Origin of the sequence: Robertmurraya sp. FSL W8-0741 (assembly GCF_038004005.1) — a bacterium.
Taxonomy (GTDB): domain Bacteria; phylum Bacillota; class Bacilli; order Bacillales; family Cytobacillaceae; genus Robertmurraya; species Robertmurraya siralis.
This window is the reverse complement of the sequence record NZ_JBBOQG010000001.1, coordinates 2,376,041-2,393,160: the sequence shown is the minus strand read 5'-3', so window position 1 is coordinate 2,393,160 and position 17,120 is coordinate 2,376,041. Positions and strand designations below refer to the sequence as shown.

Annotated in this window: 15 protein-coding genes; 5 read left to right on the top strand and 10 right to left on the bottom strand. The window is 37.0% G+C overall.

Annotated elements, in window-relative coordinates; genetic code table 11:
- Positions 1–424: 424 nt before the first annotated feature.
- From NST02_RS11630 to ku, 4 genes are all read right to left on the bottom strand, one after another.
- Positions 425–2,089 carry a glycerol-3-phosphate dehydrogenase/oxidase gene (locus tag NST02_RS11630; RefSeq protein WP_095306382.1) on the bottom strand — a complete coding sequence of 555 codons (1,665 nt, stop codon included), beginning with the start codon at positions 2,087–2,089 and terminating at the stop codon, positions 425–427.
- A 226-nt stretch (positions 2,090–2,315) separates the two neighbouring features.
- Positions 2,316–2,864 carry a glycerol-3-phosphate responsive antiterminator gene (locus NST02_RS11625; RefSeq protein ID WP_095306383.1) on the bottom strand — a complete coding sequence of 183 codons (549 nt, stop codon included), beginning with the start codon at positions 2,862–2,864 and terminating at the stop codon, positions 2,316–2,318.
- Positions 2,861–3,790: a ketopantoate reductase family protein gene (locus NST02_RS11620; protein ID WP_340949053.1), complete on the bottom strand. Its 930-nt coding sequence runs from the start codon at positions 3,788–3,790 to the stop codon at positions 2,861–2,863. Before NST02_RS11620 ends, NST02_RS11625 begins: the two co-directional genes overlap by 4 nt.
- Positions 3,791–3,895: 105 nt before the next feature.
- Positions 3,896–4,726 carry a non-homologous end joining protein Ku gene (ku, locus tag NST02_RS11615; RefSeq protein ID WP_095306385.1) on the bottom strand — a complete coding sequence of 277 codons (831 nt, stop codon included), beginning with the start codon at positions 4,724–4,726 and terminating at the stop codon, positions 3,896–3,898.
- Between the two features lie 140 nt (positions 4,727–4,866).
- Here ku and NST02_RS11610 point away from each other — a divergent pair, with 140 nt between their 5' ends.
- Positions 4,867–6,693: a DNA ligase D gene (locus NST02_RS11610; protein WP_095306386.1), complete on the top strand. Its 1,827-nt coding sequence runs from the start codon at positions 4,867–4,869 to the stop codon at positions 6,691–6,693.
- Between the two features lie 155 nt (positions 6,694–6,848).
- On the opposite strand, the gene dapF is transcribed toward NST02_RS11610, so the two are convergent.
- The 5 genes from dapF to NST02_RS11585 form a co-directional block, all read right to left on the bottom strand.
- Positions 6,849–7,832, bottom strand: coding sequence for a diaminopimelate epimerase (dapF, locus tag NST02_RS11605; protein WP_095306387.1), 984 nt, complete (start codon positions 7,830–7,832; stop codon positions 6,849–6,851).
- A gap of 324 nt (positions 7,833–8,156) precedes the next feature.
- Positions 8,157–9,404, bottom strand: coding sequence for an EAL and HDOD domain-containing protein (locus NST02_RS11600; protein WP_095306388.1), 1,248 nt, complete (start codon positions 9,402–9,404; stop codon positions 8,157–8,159).
- A 375-nt stretch (positions 9,405–9,779) separates the two neighbouring features.
- Entirely contained in the window at positions 9,780–10,355 is a 576-nt protein-coding gene (locus NST02_RS11595; RefSeq protein WP_095306389.1) for a TlpA disulfide reductase family protein, read from the bottom strand.
- A 203-nt stretch (positions 10,356–10,558) separates the two neighbouring features.
- Complete coding sequence (locus NST02_RS11590) at positions 10,559–11,341, bottom strand: hypothetical protein (protein WP_095306390.1); 783 nt, start codon at positions 11,339–11,341, stop codon at positions 10,559–10,561.
- A gap of 496 nt (positions 11,342–11,837) precedes the next feature.
- Complete coding sequence (locus NST02_RS11585; RefSeq protein ID WP_137743121.1) at positions 11,838–12,161, bottom strand: DUF4870 domain-containing protein; 324 nt, start codon at positions 12,159–12,161, stop codon at positions 11,838–11,840.
- A 287-nt stretch (positions 12,162–12,448) separates the two neighbouring features.
- Between NST02_RS11585 and NST02_RS11580 the strand changes: the two genes are divergently transcribed.
- The 3 genes from NST02_RS11580 (at position 12,449) to NST02_RS11570 (ending at position 14,659) form a co-directional block, all read left to right on the top strand.
- Positions 12,449–13,228 carry an undecaprenyl-diphosphate phosphatase gene (locus tag NST02_RS11580; protein WP_095306410.1) on the top strand — a complete coding sequence of 260 codons (780 nt, stop codon included), beginning with the start codon at positions 12,449–12,451 and terminating at the stop codon, positions 13,226–13,228.
- A gap of 12 nt (positions 13,229–13,240) precedes the next feature.
- Entirely contained in the window at positions 13,241–13,840 is a 600-nt protein-coding gene (locus NST02_RS11575; protein WP_095306393.1) for a DedA family protein, read from the top strand.
- 258 nt (positions 13,841–14,098) lie between these two features.
- Positions 14,099–14,659, top strand: coding sequence for a GNAT family N-acetyltransferase (locus NST02_RS11570; protein ID WP_095306394.1), 561 nt, complete (start codon positions 14,099–14,101; stop codon positions 14,657–14,659).
- A gap of 659 nt (positions 14,660–15,318) precedes the next feature.
- On the opposite strand, the gene NST02_RS11565 is transcribed toward NST02_RS11570, so the two are convergent.
- A complete protein-coding gene (locus NST02_RS11565) occupies positions 15,319–15,474 on the bottom strand; it encodes a DUF2639 domain-containing protein (RefSeq protein WP_373315026.1) in 156 nt (51 codons plus the stop codon).
- 147 nt (positions 15,475–15,621) lie between these two features.
- Here NST02_RS11565 and NST02_RS11560 point away from each other — a divergent pair, with 147 nt between their 5' ends.
- Positions 15,622–16,983 (top strand): MATE family efflux transporter, encoded by a 1,362-nt coding sequence (locus NST02_RS11560; protein ID WP_095306396.1) that lies wholly within the window; start codon positions 15,622–15,624, stop codon positions 16,981–16,983.
- The last annotated feature ends 137 nt before the right edge of the window (positions 16,984–17,120 follow it).

Sequence of the window (17,120 nt, the reverse complement as noted above, 5' to 3'; positions counted from 1 at the left end):
TGTTCTTCTTTAAAAACTTATTGGATAAAATCTCTTACCCACTGAGGAAATTCCATTTCTAAAAGAAAAGTACTTATCCGTATTACCTTTTCACTCAATACCTTAAAATATATCTAAACATCATCATATAATGATATACATTTTTTGTCAACCTTTCATAATTTAGTGGGAAACCATAATCTTTAACAATAAAAAAGACTATACCTGAATGCCCCCTATGAGGAGAAAACAAAGGATTTTTTCGCAATGCTCTCACCTGTGCAATCACACTATATTCTAGTTGCCAGAGTGCGGCTATGAGAGGACTGCAGTTAATCTTAGCAGCTTACGATAGAGAAAGTCATACGTATAAAAGCATTTTTCTAGAGATTCTCAATTAAAAACAAGACAATTCCAGCAAAAATTGTCTTGTTTTTAACGATTGTTATTTTTGTAAATCGACAGGAACTGCTGCATCTACTAAAGCTGCATCCAGCTCATTCTGATAAATTTCCTTTACCTCTTCTGTCCATGCAAAATAATTCGCCATATAATCAATCACATTTTGTTTGTACGTATGGACTAATGAAATATCGAACAAAATTGCTCCTGTTCTCCGGTTAAAGAAATCGACCGGTGTAAAGACCATTTCTTGTTCAAGAGCATAATGCAGCTTGGCAAAGAGAGTAATAGGCAAGCGATATTCCTGTGCATTCTCGCCATTCTGCGCAATAATTTCATACAGATATTTCACATTTGAACCGTATTTGGATGCTAAATGTCTTGCTTCCTCCTCAGATAATCCAACTTTTTCTCCTGCTTCAACTTGTTCAGATACAAATTGTTCAAAGCGAGCCGCACCACCTACATCGCCACCAGAAATCGGCAAGTGCTTCGTTTGACAGCTCGCAAAAGCTTGGTTGTATTCATCGTGTAATTTCTGCGCAAGTACATCGGTAATCATTTCAGCCATTTTACGATAACCAGTGAGCTTTCCTCCCGCGATTGTAATCAACCCAGATGGAGATTCCCAAATCTCATCCTTTCGAGAAATTTCAGAAGGGTCCTTCCCTTCTTCCCAGATTAAAGGACGAACTCCTGCCCAACTTGACTCAATATCATTCTCAGTAATCTTCACATCGGGAAACATATAATGAATGGATTTCAAAATATAGTCTCGATCTTCAGAGCTCATTTTTGGAATGGCTGCGTCCTGATCATAAAAAGTATCCGTTGTCCCGACATACGCTTTTCCTTCTCTAGGAATCGCAAAAACCATTCTTCCATCTGGTGTATCAAAGTAAACAGCTTGTTTTAATGGGAATTTTGATTGATCGATGACAACGTGGACACCTTTCGTAAGACGCAATACCTTGCCTGTTTTGGATTGGTCTTTTTCACGAATTTGATCCACCCACGGCCCTGCTGCATTGACGATTTTTTTTGCCATAATTTCATATTCTTCTCCAGTGATTCTATCCTGCACAACAACACCGGAGACTTTACCGTCTTTATACAACAAATTTTCCACTTTAGAATAATTGAGCGCAATTGCTCCCTTTTGAATGGCGGCTTTCATAACTTCAATCGTTAATCTCGCATCATCAGTACGATACTCCACATAAACACCGCCACCTTTTAAATCTTCTTTCTTAACTAGTGGCTCTTTTTTCAGCGTTTCATTTGCGTCCAACATCACTCGACGCTCACTTCGTTTCACTCCTGCTAAAAAGTCATATATCCGTAGACCAATTGAAGTTGAAAGCTTGCCGAATGTTCCCCCTTTATGAAATGGCAATAACATCCATTCAGGTGTTGTCACATGTGGTCCATTTTCATAAACAACTGCCCTTTCTTTCCCAACTTCAGCCACCATTTTCACTTCAAACTGCTTTAAATAACGCAGGCCACCATGGACAAGTTTGGTGGAACGACTTGAGGTTCCAGCGGCAAAATCCTGCATCTCTACAAGAGCAATTTTCATTCCGCGGGTAGCAGCATCAAGCGCAATACCGGCTCCAGTAATCCCCCCACCAATAACGAGAACATCAAACTCCGTATTCTTTAATTGCGCAACCATACTTGCTCTATTCTTGTTTGAAAAATTCATCACATTATCCCCTTTATGAGCATATTATCATTCATCATTAATACATTGACATGCTTTAAATAGTATTAATTACTGTTAATTAATTGAAACTCGAACGTAGATACAAAAAAGAGAGACCACAAGCAACACTATCCAAGACGATAATGTTTCGTGGTCTCTCCATTTCTCCTACCGAACTATTAACTTAATTCCATCTTACCATAGATCATTTTTTTTTGCACCTGTTTTACTTTAGCCAATTTTGCCATAACTCTATTTTAGAGGTCGTAATTGCAGTTGCCCCTGCCTCAAGTGCATTCTCGACCTCTTTCCGTGTACGAATTAAACCTCCAGCAAAAATCGGTGTATTTAATCGCTCTTTTACTTCTTTAATCATCCACGGCATTGCGCCAGGTAACACTTCTATATAATCCGGCTTCGTTTTTTCAACTAAACGATAGCTCTTTTCAAGGGCGTGAGAATCCAGTAAAAATACCCTTTGAACTGCCAGTACCCCCTTTTGTTTTGCTTTTAATATGACGTTTGACTTCGTTGAGATGATCCCGAATGGTTTATATTCCTGACAAATGTACTCAGTCGCATAATCATCATTTTTGATCCCATGAATCATATCCATATGGTAAATCACTTGTTTGCCTTTCTGTTTGGCCATTTGACTGATATTTTTCAATTGAGCGATATGAACTTCGAGCATGACTCCAATTTCATAAGGGCTTTTCAAAAATAATTCAAATTCTTTCATACTTGTTGAAGCTGGTAAAATTTTTTGATTCACGATTCTATCCCCAATACTGCTTTTTCATATACTTTAAGGTTTGCGTAAACGATTTCTAAAATAGGAGTTTTAATGTTTTCGGCCTGCGCTTGCTTAAGCAAATACAAAAAGAAATGATCTGCCTCTGTTTGCAATCCTTTTTGCATATCACGCTGCATGGATGATTTCATTTCATAACCCATTTCTTTAATTTTCGCTAACTGAGATGGTATTTGCTTCTGGTCTATAGGCGCTCCCATTTTTTCCATAATCGCCACTACTTCAGTTACAATTCCAGCCAGCACGGCAAAGCCACTTTTCGTCGCACGAATAGGACCAATTGGTGCCCTCATTAATGTTGTTGCCCCAGAAAGTGAAGAAATGAACAAGTATTTTTGCCACATCTCTTTTAGAATTTCCTCACTGTATATAAAATTAGCTTTCGTCATGGAAAAGCTTTGACATAATTGTTGGATTCTCTCTGTATTTTTTCCCGTTCGCTCTCCAAACACTAAATTATGTATCGGACTTGTCTGGATAACTGTGCCATTTTCATCTAAAGTTGATTCGACAAAACAGAGGCCACCAAGTACCGGTCCTTCTCCAAATTCATCAATTAACTGATCAAGATGAGAAATTCCATTTAATAAAGGCAAAATCATTGTCTCTTTTTCCACATATGGACGAATATCCTTAATAACAGCTTGTAAATGATAAGCCTTAGTTGTTACGAGAATCACATCGTATGTTTGCGGTTTTTCACCACTAACAATTAATTTTGGTGTTAAATGGACATCTCCATGTACGCTCTGAATTCTCAACCCTGTCTCTTCAAGCTGTTTTTTTCGCTTTTCTCGTACTAGAAAAGTCACATCTTCTCCTTTTTCTAAAAGCCTACCTCCAAAATATCCACCAACTGCTCCTGCTCCGACTACTAATATTTTCAATTTCCTCTCCCCTTTTACAACGCTTCCTTGCTATTAGTTTAACATATCACGTCAAAAAGTCGGTATAGCCAAACGAGCTACCTACACCGACTATTCACGCATTTTTTAAGCTTCTTTTTTCTTTTTTGCTGTTGCCTTTTTCTTTTTTGCTGTAGTACCTTTCGGTTTCGTTCTATCAATAGAAGCTTGAAGTGCGGCCATCAGATCCGTCACATTAGATTTTTTCTCCTTTTCATTTGGAGTAACAATTTCCTTTCCAGTCCTTTTTGATTCAATCAGCTCTAAAAGGGCTGTGCGATAGTCATCCGTATATTTATCCGGTTCAAAGTCATTCGTTAATTGATCAATTAAAAGGATTGCGGTACTTAATTCTTTTTCTGATACTTTCTCCTCCTGTGGGACATTGGGAACATCCCCGGCAGAGCGAACCTCATCGGGAAAATGAAGAGTTTCCATTACCAATGTATTTTCGTATACACGAATAACAGCCAACTGTTCTTTAGAACGAATAATAATTTTGGCAAGCCCTACCTTTTCTGACTCTCCCAGCGCTTTCCGAAGAAGGGAGTACGCTTTCCCGCCCCCTTCACTCGGGGACATAAAATAGCTGCGATTATAAAAGATCGGATCGATTTGTTCCATTTTAATAAAATCAATAATTTCAACCGCTTTATCCTCTTTTTCTTTTTTTAAACTTTCAAGCTCCTCATCATCAAGTACAACAAATTTCCCTTTTGTATACTCGTAGGCTTTAACAATGTCTTCATTCTTTATTTCTACTTCACAAACAGGACAAACCTTTTCATATTTAATCGGTGAATGACATTCCTTGTGCAAATTTCGGAGCTTGATATCTTTATCTTCTGTTGCAGCATGAAGCTTTATCGGGATATTGACTAAACCAAAGCTTATACTTCCTTTCCATATTGTATGCATCAGCATGACTCCAATCTTTTTTTGCCATTATTTTATGTCTCAGTAGCATTATCATCCTCATAAAGATATGGAAAATTATTTTTGAAATCGATAAAAATGAGGCAAACTATTGTTACTAAAAGCGGAAGGGACGAACAAGATTGAAACCAATGTTACCAACCTTAACATTTGAGATACCTGAAGGGAAAGAATGGAAATATGAAGTGAAATATGATGGATTTCGGGCGCTGTTGACATGGAATGGACAACTTGAACTAAACAGTCGAAACGGAAAGCCGCTTTTAAGTTTATTTCCTGAAATAAGTGAGTTTTTAAAGAAAGAACGAAAAAAAATAAAACCTTTTCTCCCGATGGTCTTTGATGGTGAAATTGTCTTTTTAGAGAACGATTACAAGTCAAACTTTAACCATGTGCAAACACGAGGGAGAATGCGTTCTCAACCGAAAATTGCCGAAAGAGCAGAGCAATTTCCTTGTCGTTTACTCTTATTTGATGTCATTGTTCTAAAAGGAAAAGATGTTCGTTCTATGCCCTATTCTAATAGAAAACAATTGATGGAGTCTTTTTTTCAGGAGGTAGGTTTACCAACACGCCCGGATCTAAAAAACAACAAGCTCGTTCAAATGGTACCTTATTACGATAGCTACAAAACGATTTGGGACAAAGTCACTCTATATGATGGGGAAGGAGTCGTCGCCAAAAAAAGCAATAATGTATGGGAAGAAGGAAAACGAACGACGACATGGCTGAAACTGAAAAACTGGAAGTATGTCTCATGTTTCATAACCTCCTATGAAAAATCCAATGGATACTTTTATGTAGGAGTTTATGAACAAAACAAAATCGTTCCTATAGGACAATTTCTATTTGGTATTACACCAGATGAAAAACAAGCTCTCTACCGGACATTAAAAGAGAATAAAATTAATGAAGATGAACAATTTGTTTACGTAACTCCGGCGATATGTGTTCAAATCAAGTATTTGGAGTTCTATGAGCAACAGTTACGCGAACCCCATTTTGACCAATTTCGGTTTGACTTGCAGCCAACGGACTGTACATATGAACGATTTCTACTGCAGCAAAAAACGCTTCCAGCTGCAATCGAGATCACACATCCGAACAAACCGTTATGGGAAAAACCTCCGATTCAAAAACATGATTATATTCATTATTTGAGAGAGATCGCACCACATTTTTTACCTTTTTTACGAAATCGTTTACTTACTGTGATTCGCTATCCTCACGGTATTTTCGGTGAGTCCTTTTACCAAAAGAATACCCCTGATTATGCACCACCATTTGTTGAAACGAAATTAGAGGATGGAATTAACTATACAATTTGTAATAATTTACAAATACTACTATGGTTAGGCAATCAATTGGCGTTTGAATTCCATATTCCCTTTCAGGCAATCGGAAGTACAGGACCAAGTGAGATCGTCTTTGATCTTGACCCACCCTCAAAAGAAGATTTTCATTTAGCCATTAAAGCAGCATTAATGATAAAAGAAGTTACCGATCATTTAGAGTTAATAAGCTTTATAAAAACTTCTGGAAATAAAGGATTACAAATTTATCTCCCTCTCCCAGACAATCTCTACTGTTACGAAGATACAAGATTATTTACGTCTTTCATCGCTGACTATCTAGTCTCTAAGGATCCAGATTCTTTTACGATCGAACGGATGAAAAAAAATCGCGGGAATCGGCTTTATATTGATTATGTTCAGCATGCAGAAGGAAAAACGATTATTGCCCCCTATTCATTGAGGGGAACTTCAATGGCTACCGTTGCAACCCCATTGTTTTGGGAGGAAGTTTCTGAAAACCTTACAATTGAACAATTTCAAATGCCACAAATCATTCCAAGACTAAAATCAAAAGGAGATCCGTTTCGAGATTTCTTTCAGGCAAAAAAGGAACAGCGCTTCGATGCCGTGCTGCGATTTTTAAAAGGAAAGTAACTTGCTTCTCGTAAAATGGAACTGCTCAAGATTTTTATTGTAACAAGAAGTGGAGGCAAAAATGGAGCTTCTGCAAGAGTCAAAACCCCAGCGGGAGACAGAGCAATGATTGAAGCAAGAACAACTTCCCATACTTACTCTTGCGCTCCATTCATTTACCATATATTTTTCAAATACGCCGCTACTTCTTCCTGAAGCTTTGTGTATTGCGCTATTTCTTTCGAGAATTCCTGTTTCGATGTACATGTAAATGTAGATGGAGAATGTAAATCGACTTTTACTTTTGTTTCATAAACATACGTTGCGTTGCCAATTAAATCAATGGTGTAAGAGTCCTCTTTTTGATGGGCGACACAACGAACTTTTCCACCATTATTAAGGACCTCGACCGGTTCTTCCAGTTTATTCAACCCATTTAGGCAGCTCACCAATGTGGAGGCTGACATCGCTGTCCCGCAGGCGTTCGTAAAACCTACCCCTCTTTCAAATGTACGTACGTATATTTGATTTGGCTTTATCGATTTTACAAAGCTAACGTTGACACCATCTGGAAAGAACTTGTTTGGACCGTTCACATATTCGCTTAATTCCTTCTGCACATTTGAGTGAATCATATCACTATCGACAATCGTAATTAAATGCGGATTGGGAACTGCGACAGCGGTAAATATGAGTTCTTCTGATAATGCTGGAATCGGTTCATTGATTAATGTTGTTTGCTCAATCTTTAAAGGAAGATCCTGAACTTGAAAAGAAATTGGTGATATTTCCACTAAATAAGTAGGAATCTCAGGAAAAATATCCGCTTCTTTCCTCACAGCTAAATCTGCTTTCATCGTTTCGATTAAGACAGACTCCTCATTCAGTAGTTCGCAAACATATCTCGCCACACAACGTAGTCCATTGCCGCACATAGATGCTTCTGAACCATCCGCATTAAACACGCGCATTCTCCCGTCTGCTCTCTCACTTTTCATGACAAATAAAATTCCATCTGCCCCTAGCTCTGTCTTACGATTACAGAGGGCTATCGCTAGTTCTCTCCGCTCCTTTTCCGAAAAGGAATATGGATGTGAAATCTCATCTATTAACAAAAAATCATTTCCTGATCCATGACATTTGAGTATCTTAAATTCCACTTACATAAACCCCCACTAATTCATATTTTTCGAAGTACTTAAATCAAAATAGACGTGTGCTGTCGTAAAATGACAAGCTTTTATTTACTGTAGCATACATATTTGTCTGTCATTTCAACACAGTTATCTTGAAGATTATGAAATTCATTCCATTTCTAATTGTATTTTAAACAGTTTGATTGATCATGCATTTTTTTGCTTACCTTAGCTCTGATTCCATGTAAAACGTGAGAGAATCCAATGTTTTTCACGAAGTGGATCAAAAATCAACAGAATCATAAATATAGCCTATCTTAAAATGAGACGAATCGCCATAAATAATTTCTACAAAACCCATTGACTTTCTTTTTTCATTAAATGCTCGGACCACGTTAATGATTCAGCATAAATTTTAAATAAATCCTTTTCTTCTATTTTTAAATCCCTGCACTTTTCGCGGATTCCAACCCAATGAGCTTTCTCCACCGCAGTTACTAAATCAAGAACATCTTTAAGGGGATTTTGAATTCCAGATAACGCATCAGATAAGTCATCATGTAATGGTAAGTTCTCGATCATTTTTTCCATCGGCACTCCCGCAAGCCTGTCCATGAGAGAGAACAAACCTAGAGTAAAGTAAGTTGACGGTGCTTTTTTCTTTTTCTTCAGCTTTTCAATTGACTCGCACATTTTTGCCCTCGTCAATGATAAGTGAACGACTTCCTTAGCACAGTCATTTTTAGCTTTGTCTTTTTCCCGAACTGATAACACATATAGCCATTTCTTAATTTCCATCAATCCTAACATCATAACAGCTTGTTTAACAGAATATATTTTGTGCTTTGTTCGACTGTATTGTGAGTTCACAAGCTTTAAAAGCTTATAAGATAAGGATACATCCTTCTCAATAAAATCGGAAATGACGTCCATATCCGTTTCATTTAAGATAATCTCATGTAACTGCTCATAATGGGCAAAGAAATACGTTGGGATGTCATAAGTCGAAATAATTGATGGTTCAGCAAAGAAATATCCTTGAAAAAGCTCATAATGATATCTTTTTGCTTCTGCAAACGCCTCATCTGTTTCAATTTTTTCTGCAAGAAGTTTAATTCCTCTTTCTTTCGCCCGTTTCTCAATTTGCCTCCTTGTCCTTTTTGAAGTTAAAAGAAAATCAACTTTAATAATATCTATATATTGAATTAATTGCTCCGAATATAGATTCCCATTTTTCAATACTACATTATCTAAAGCGATTTTGTAGCCTAAACTTTTCAGTTCACTACAAATAGCCAGAATCTCCTCTGTTGGAAAAGTAGCTTCTGACAGTTCAACCACAATTTCTTGAGGTTTAAAATAGGTTGGTAAACCGAGAAGTAAAAGTTTTTTCGTGAAATTAATAAAACAAGGCTTTCCATTGGAGAGCTCTTCAATTCCAATATTTAAAAAGCTATTAATAATGACATCTGCAGTTGCTCGATCACCATCTATGTTGGGAAAAGAGTTTTTCAATCCACTTCGATAAAAAAGCTCGTATGCAATATGTTCTCGCTTCTGATTTAAAATAGGCTGCTTGGCAACAAATACTTCCATTCTTCACCCCTCCGACAATTGGATCTTTGTTGACAATAGTCATTTTAAAGAATGATTTTTGATAATACTGTCGAAGTTTGTATTTCACGAATATTTTTTCTACTTTTTTTTGCAAAGGATTTGTTATATGTCAGATTTTTGGCTCATTTTCTCTCTGATTCCATGAAACGAAAGGATAAATCTCGTTTTCCCCTTTCGTTTCATGGAATCAGAGAACCTTTCAGTATAACTGAAAGGCGTGTGAAACCAAGGTTTCACACGAAATGAGGCAAAACTCATTTTTATCAAAAGATATTGTTTAACAAAGCCATTATTTTACCTTAAGTGAGAACGGCATCTCCTTACAAAAAGCAAAATGAACAGCAAAGCTATCTACTAAGGAAGAAGAATCATTTCTTTGTACATCATTTCTTTACTCATTTCACCAACAATCTTTCCTCTGATAACACCATCCGAGTCAATAAAAAATGATGTAGGATATGAAAGGATTTCATATTGCTGGGCCACTTTACCGTTTTCATCCATCAAAATCGGAAAGGTTAGTTGGTAATGGTCTACAAATTGAACAACGTCGCTCCTTTTTTTTTCAGTGTTCGTCATATTTACAGCAAGAACGACGAAATCATCGTCACGATTCTCTTCATATAATTGTTGCATATCAGGCATTTCTTTTCTACATGGTGGACACCATGTTGCCCAAAAATTCAAAAGAACCTTTTTTCCCTTATAATCATCTAAGGTTACATCTTCACCATCAAGAGTTGTTATGGCAAAGGAAGGGGCTCTTTCCTCTTTCTTCACCCCCACTGGCAATGAATCAGGATCTGCAATCTTTTCATATTGCTCACCACTCACTTTGTCAGAGTCATCACTGCTTTGCTTCAAAATTGTCCGATCGATGATAAACAGAAGTATAACGATCGATACGAATATGAATAAAAATTTCTTCATTAGGTAACTCCTTCTTTTCTAATTCGTGAGATTTTACGATGTTGTGTAAATCCTTTTTTAAACCAAAATTCCGAGCATTTCTTGAGGTATATGGTTCGTTTATAGAAAGCAAAAAATAACTTATTTACATTTAACCGCACGGCACACATATTTATCGTTTTCTATTCTACTGAATTCGAAAGAAGGAAGCTATCATTTTATCTTCAATGGTTGCGGTAGCGATATATTTTCACTAGGAGGGCAAGAACTATGGATCTTTCCTCCTCAGATAAATCATCATCAAAGGACAGAACAGGAGTATTCGCATCTTTAAAAAATGCATCCCATTCTAAAGGCATCCACCCTTTTCGTACCCGTCCAATCGTCTCTTTATTGGTATTTTTAAATTGAATATCCGTAAATAAACGTTCTGATTGGACGATAATCGAAAAGGCTTGATCAAAAAATTGAATACTATATTTATTTCGTTCCTGCTCTTCAATTTTTACGCGTAAATCTCCATTACTATCATATACATTTGCACGATCCCTCTTCCATTGTACCTTCATTACTAATTCATTATTTACATTATACAACCCATACTCTGCCGGAATAAACCGATCAAGAAAATAGGGAAGAAACCATCTAAGCTTCAAATAACGAGCGTCCCTTATTTCACCTAATATCGCTCCTTTAGGGCTGAATAGAAGCATCCGCAAAGACGGTGCAGGCATAAACATGAGCAAATATTTATCTTTACTACGGAGCGAAAGGTTATCATCTTCAGGTACACTTTTATCAATTTCAAGAGAGCGATCATGATTAAGAAGATATGATTGATAAGAGACCAAACTATATAAAATAAAGGGAAGTGCAGTCCACACCACTTCTTTTCCATGTGATAAAATGGACAATGGAATGACGACAATCATGACTGGTATAAGTGCAGCAATACTCCCGTTTAAATAAGTAATTGCTGCAAAACGATAATATTGTTGTATACTCATTACAAAATCTCCTCTTTTATTCGGTATTCATTATTTTTCTCTTTGCTTTGTTATATAGCGATGTTGACTTTTAACTTATTTCGTATGAAACGTCCGTTCACGCGAAATAAGCCAAAAAATGTTTTATTAACAATTCTGTTTAAGCAAGCTTTTACTTAAGTGAAAACGGGCGTTTTCCCTTTCTTTTAAACCATCCTATCAAACTATGAAGAAATCTTTTGATTTTGCCTTCCCATGATGCAGGACCAAGAATAAAGCGATTAACAAGGAATTCTATTAACTCCTCGAACAACACTAGTATCAAAAACAAGATCATGATGACTAGTATCCATGTCCACATTTGAAAGACTCCTCCCTATATCTAGTTAAACCTCTTCTACTAAATCTATATTCGTTTTCCTCTTATTCATGCTTATTTTCTCTGAAGCCATTTGCTTTTCTTAACTATCATTTTCCATATTCAATAGAAAAAGTCTAGGAATTGCCTAGACTTTTTCTATCGAATTAATCGGAATACGAATGGAATTTTGTAAATTGTACCTTCGTATGCTTTGATAGCCGCTACAATCGAAAAGAGGAAATACAATACCCCAACAATCCAGATTGTAAGAAAGCCGATAAGGACAAGCATCAACAGTGTACTTATGAGCGAGTAGACTCCATAAGAGATAAAAAAATTAAAATATTCTCTTCCATAATAATCTACATATGTCGAGTCCTCCTTTTTCAGCAACCAAATGATTAACGGACCAATAAAAACAGTAAAAAAACTAACAACAAATATGAGTGCTGCAAATAATCGCTCATCATGACTTGGCATAATAAAGCCTCCTTTAGGTTTAGATGAAAACGTTAAGATTTCCCTATGAATGGCAATCTGCTCTTGAGTGCAAATTTTAAATTGGCAAGCACCCTTTCCACACTGATCAATTGAGTAAAAATGGGCATCAATGAAATAAATCTCTATTGATATTGTGACCAAACTGGACAAAGCTATGTTCATATGATTAGCACTTCCATATTACATGTTTATCTTTATGTTCTTGAAATGGACATCATGAATACATTTATAAAAGGACAACTTTAAAAAGGATGATGATCATAGTGATGTCAAAACTAGAAGCCTTCGTACTCGGCATTATCCAGGGGCTGACCGAATTTATTCCCATTTCCAGTACAGGCCATCTTTACTTAGGACGACATGTATTCGGATTAGACGAAGCTGGATTATTCCTAGATACGATGCTACATGTAGGTACTTTGCTTGCTGTTCTCGTTGTCTATAAAGATGAGCTCATCCACATCATAAAAAATCCATTTGGAAAACGCTCATCATTACTAATGATTGGAACGATTCCTGCTGTCGTTGTTGGCCTTCTTTTAAATGATTTATTTGATTCCATCTCCAAAACTGGTGTCACAATTGGTTGGGAGTTTTTATTCACGGGATTTATTCTCTGGATGGCAGATGGAGTCAAAAAAGGAGCCAAAAAAATGGACAACATTACTTATGGAGACGCACTTTTTATCGGAACTTTTCAAGCTGCTGCGATTTTTCCAGCTGTTTCACGATCGGGCTTAACAATTGCTGCAGGGCTATTTAGGAATCTGGACCGAGAAACTGCTGCCTATTTCTCTTTTCTTCTGTCCATTCCCACAATTTCTGGAGGCATTGTACTGGAATTGGGAGATCTGGTATCGGGAAACATTGAAGCAGTAACGCTTGGAAGTCTAATCGTTGCAACCATTTCTTCGGCACTTTGCGGATATTTTGCAATCGTTTGGATGATCAATTTTTTGAAGAAACGTTCATTAAAGGTTTTCGCCGTATATGTATGGATTTTAGGTTTCACAGTATTAATATTTCAGTTGACCGGCTTTTTTTAGGAGTGAGTTTTCATGCATGAAATAATCTCGAATATATTCGAATTCCTCTCTGCCCTTGGCTATTTTGGCATTTTATTTGGTCTTATGATTGAAATTATTCCCAGTGAAATTGTCCTGAGCTATGGTGGGTATTTAATTGGTACCGGACAAATTCACTTTTTCGGAGCTCTTCTTTGCGGAGTAATCGGAGGGACGCTCGCCCAGTTGTTTTTATATTGGTTAGGCGCTTACGGAGGGAGGCCTTTTTTAGAAAAATACGGAAAATATATCTTAATACAAAAAAAACATCTTGATGCAGCCGAATCGTGGTTCCATAAATATGGTACTGGAGTGATCTTCTCCGCAAGGTTTATTCCCGTTATCCGCCACGCTATTTCTATTCCCGCCGGCATAGCCAGGGTGCCTCTTGCCCATTTTACATTGCTGACGATAGGTGCAATGATTCCGTGGACGATATTATTTCTCTTGTTGGGAATCGAATTAGGGGAACATTGGCAAAAGATTGAACAATATTCGCGTCCTCTTATTTTGCCGATAATCGGGTTATCCATTGCCGGAGTTATTCTTTATTTTATGTTTACATTTCTCAAAGAAAAAGGAAAAAAATCTTAAAGATTTTTCATAAAATATCTATTTCCTTTTTCAAAAAAATCTTGTATTATACAGAAAGAATACTGATCATATCAAAACAAAAAAGCAATAGGGAAGGCAAATGGTGCGCCACCACTCAAAGATATTTCATGAGCTGGTTCTAGTGGGTTCGATTCCCACCCCGAAATTTTTTAGCAACATTATAAAAAATTTCGAGGGTGGGTCTTAGTCTTTTTATGCGTAGAATAAGACTGTCCTCAATTATGGAGGGAATTATTCATGCTTAAAAAACGAGAACTTCAAGACAGTCATGCATTATATGAGTGGATGATACACCCCGATGTCTTCCCTTTTGTTCGTCATAAGGCCAGCTCGTTAGATGAATTCCTGTTCCTCACAAAGCAAACCATTGAAGCTGAGGAACGAGGAGAGTTGATATCACGTACAATTCTAGACGAGTGGGGAAATCCGATTGGAACCATTAATTTATTTGACATAAAAAACAACGCAGGGTTTCTAGGAACTTGGCTAGGAAAGCCTTTTCATGGCAAAGGCTATAACAAGATCGCGAAGGATGCTTTCTTTGAAGAAATTTTTAATAACCTCAACATCGAGACGGTCTACATGCGGATTCGCAATGAAAATATTCGTTCTCAAAAAGCAGCTGAAAAGCTTCCTTATGTCATCCATGCCAATGAAACACGCCAAGAAATTTTTGCACAATTAAATGTTTCAGAGCAGATTTATAATTTATATGAAATTCCAAAGGATCTATATACACTCCATGTATTGCGACATGGATATGTAAAGCAAGATGCAAATCATTTATTAGAAGCATAATAAAAACCAGCCGTTATTACGCACGGATGGTTTCAGACAGTCGACAAAAGGTATTGTGAGACACTCTCTCGGTACCTTTTGTCAATTTTTTTTGCAATTGCGGACAACATCCGTTGATTTCTGCTCCAGGAACTTGCTTCCCGAGGGGGCGGGCGGTGAGCTTCCTTGGAGAGTCTCTCCTGAGGGCACTCACCTGTTCCCGTAAATGAGGCCACTGAAAAGGGTTTCATCAGTCTTTTTTTTGCAGAACCTCGAGAGTTGTCGTCCTCTGTTCTGTCAGGGTAGAAACAAATGACGTTGGTTTCCGGCACTTTGTTTTATTGGCGCTATTAATCGGATGACGGATTGAACTCTTGCAGACTTCATTTGTTCCAGAATTGGAAGCTTATTTGGACTGGAGCCTTTCTCGCTTTAACCGTTCGTACACTGGGATGGAGATGAACATTTTTCACAAATCGATGAAGCGATACGGACATGTTCACCGCTCCAGCAAGCTTAGTGGAAGAAAACTGCCTGAAGTTTTGGAGCTGTGGCTGTTTGTGCTAGTCCACAGATTTACTCGTTAAATGGATGATCTAAATACAAAGAAAGCAAAGGAAGAAAAAGAGTCATTTATCTTCCCTTGCCTTATTGTGTTAAAGGATTTTAGTTAACTCTTGTTAATCTTTTTTTTCCGTCATCTGAAGATAAATATTACGTAATACATATGCTTTGTATAGTTCCAGCTTTTTTCTCTCTACCGGATGATAGTAAACGCCAAGCTCTTTTAGTTTTTGGACATACCAGCCCTTTGACCCTTGATAAGCCACCTTCATTCTCCTCTCAAAAGCGCATGTCCTTACACTATATGTAAAAAATATCACCTGTATGTTTAAAAATTGCGTAATTTCCCTTATTTTAGTCACCTAGTATGATATAATCCATTCTTATAACAGAAAATTTCTATTTAACGAGGTATACATATGGATCAAACTTATAACAAAAAGCAGAAAGGCAAACTGCTCATACAAATTCTTATTCCTATTTTGGTTACTCAATTTGGCATGTTTTCCATGAGCTTCTTTGATACAATGATGTCGGGTAGATTTAGCCCAAATGATTTAGCTGGAGTTGCTATAGGGTCTTCGATTTGGGTTGCTGTTTTTTCCGGCCTTAACGGAATATTATTAGCAGTTACCCCCATCGTTTCTCAACTAATCGGAGGAAAAAGAGAAAATGAAGTTGCTTATAATGTTATTCAAGCAATATATTTAAGTTTCGTGATAGGATTGGCTGTCATTATTATTGGAAGCTTTTTATTAGATCCTTTGCTTAATATGATGAGTCTTGAGGACGAGGTCCGACGGATTGCCATGGATTATTTAAAAGCCCTTAGTTTTGGAATACTGCCATTATTTATCTATAATGTACTTCGTTCTTTTATCGATGCATTAGGAAAAACGCGGGTTTCAATGCTTATCACATTATCGGCTCTTCCTATAAATGTAATCTTTAATTACTTCCTTATCTTTGGAAAACTTGGCTTACCAAAGCTTGGAGGAGTTGGAGCCGGATATGCATCTGCTATAACCTATTGGCTCATCATGGGAATTGCCTTTTTCGTTACAGCAAAACATTATCCGTTCTCATCCTTTCAATTGTTTAAAACCGTCCATCGCATATCAATAAAAAAATGGAAAGAAATTTTAATAATCGGTGTTCCAATAGGTTTTTCAATGTTTTTTGAAACTAGCATTTTCTCAGCAGTCACTTTATTAATGAGTGTTTTTGATACAATCACGATCGCATCCTACCAAGCTGCGGTCAACTTTGCCTCCTTTTTATACATGGTCCCGCTAAGTATCTCAATGGCTTTAACAATCTTAGTTGGTTTTGAAGCAGGGGCAGGACGATTAAAGGATGCAAAAGAGTACAGTTGGATTGGCGTCTCACTCGGAGTGATGATGGCGATTTTTTGCGGACTGATCTTACTTATTTTCCGATTTGAAATTGCTAGTTTTTACACAACAGATGCAAAAGTATTGGAATTAACAGCACATTTCTTATTATTTGCCCTTTTCTTTCAATTATCGGATGCAATTCAAGCCCCTATTCAAGGAGCGTTAAGAGGGTATAAAGATGTGAACATGACCTTGATGATGTCACTGATTTCCTATTGGATAATCGGCTTGCCAGTTGGCTATATATTAGCGATGCATACATCGCTTGGCCCTGTTGGCTACTGGATTGGCTTAATTAGTGGATTAGCTGTTGGCGCACTCACTTTAAGCATGAGGCTTATTTATATACAGAAGCAAAAATTCAAACAGCTTAAACAAATATAAAAAAAAAGCAAAGGAAAAAAACTAGTTGTTTTACTTCCTTTGCTTTATTGTCGTTTAGAAAATAAATGATTTCTTGTTGTATAAGAGCTATTAACGCTAGCAGTCGTTTCTAGTTCTCCCCCTATTGATTGTTGCCC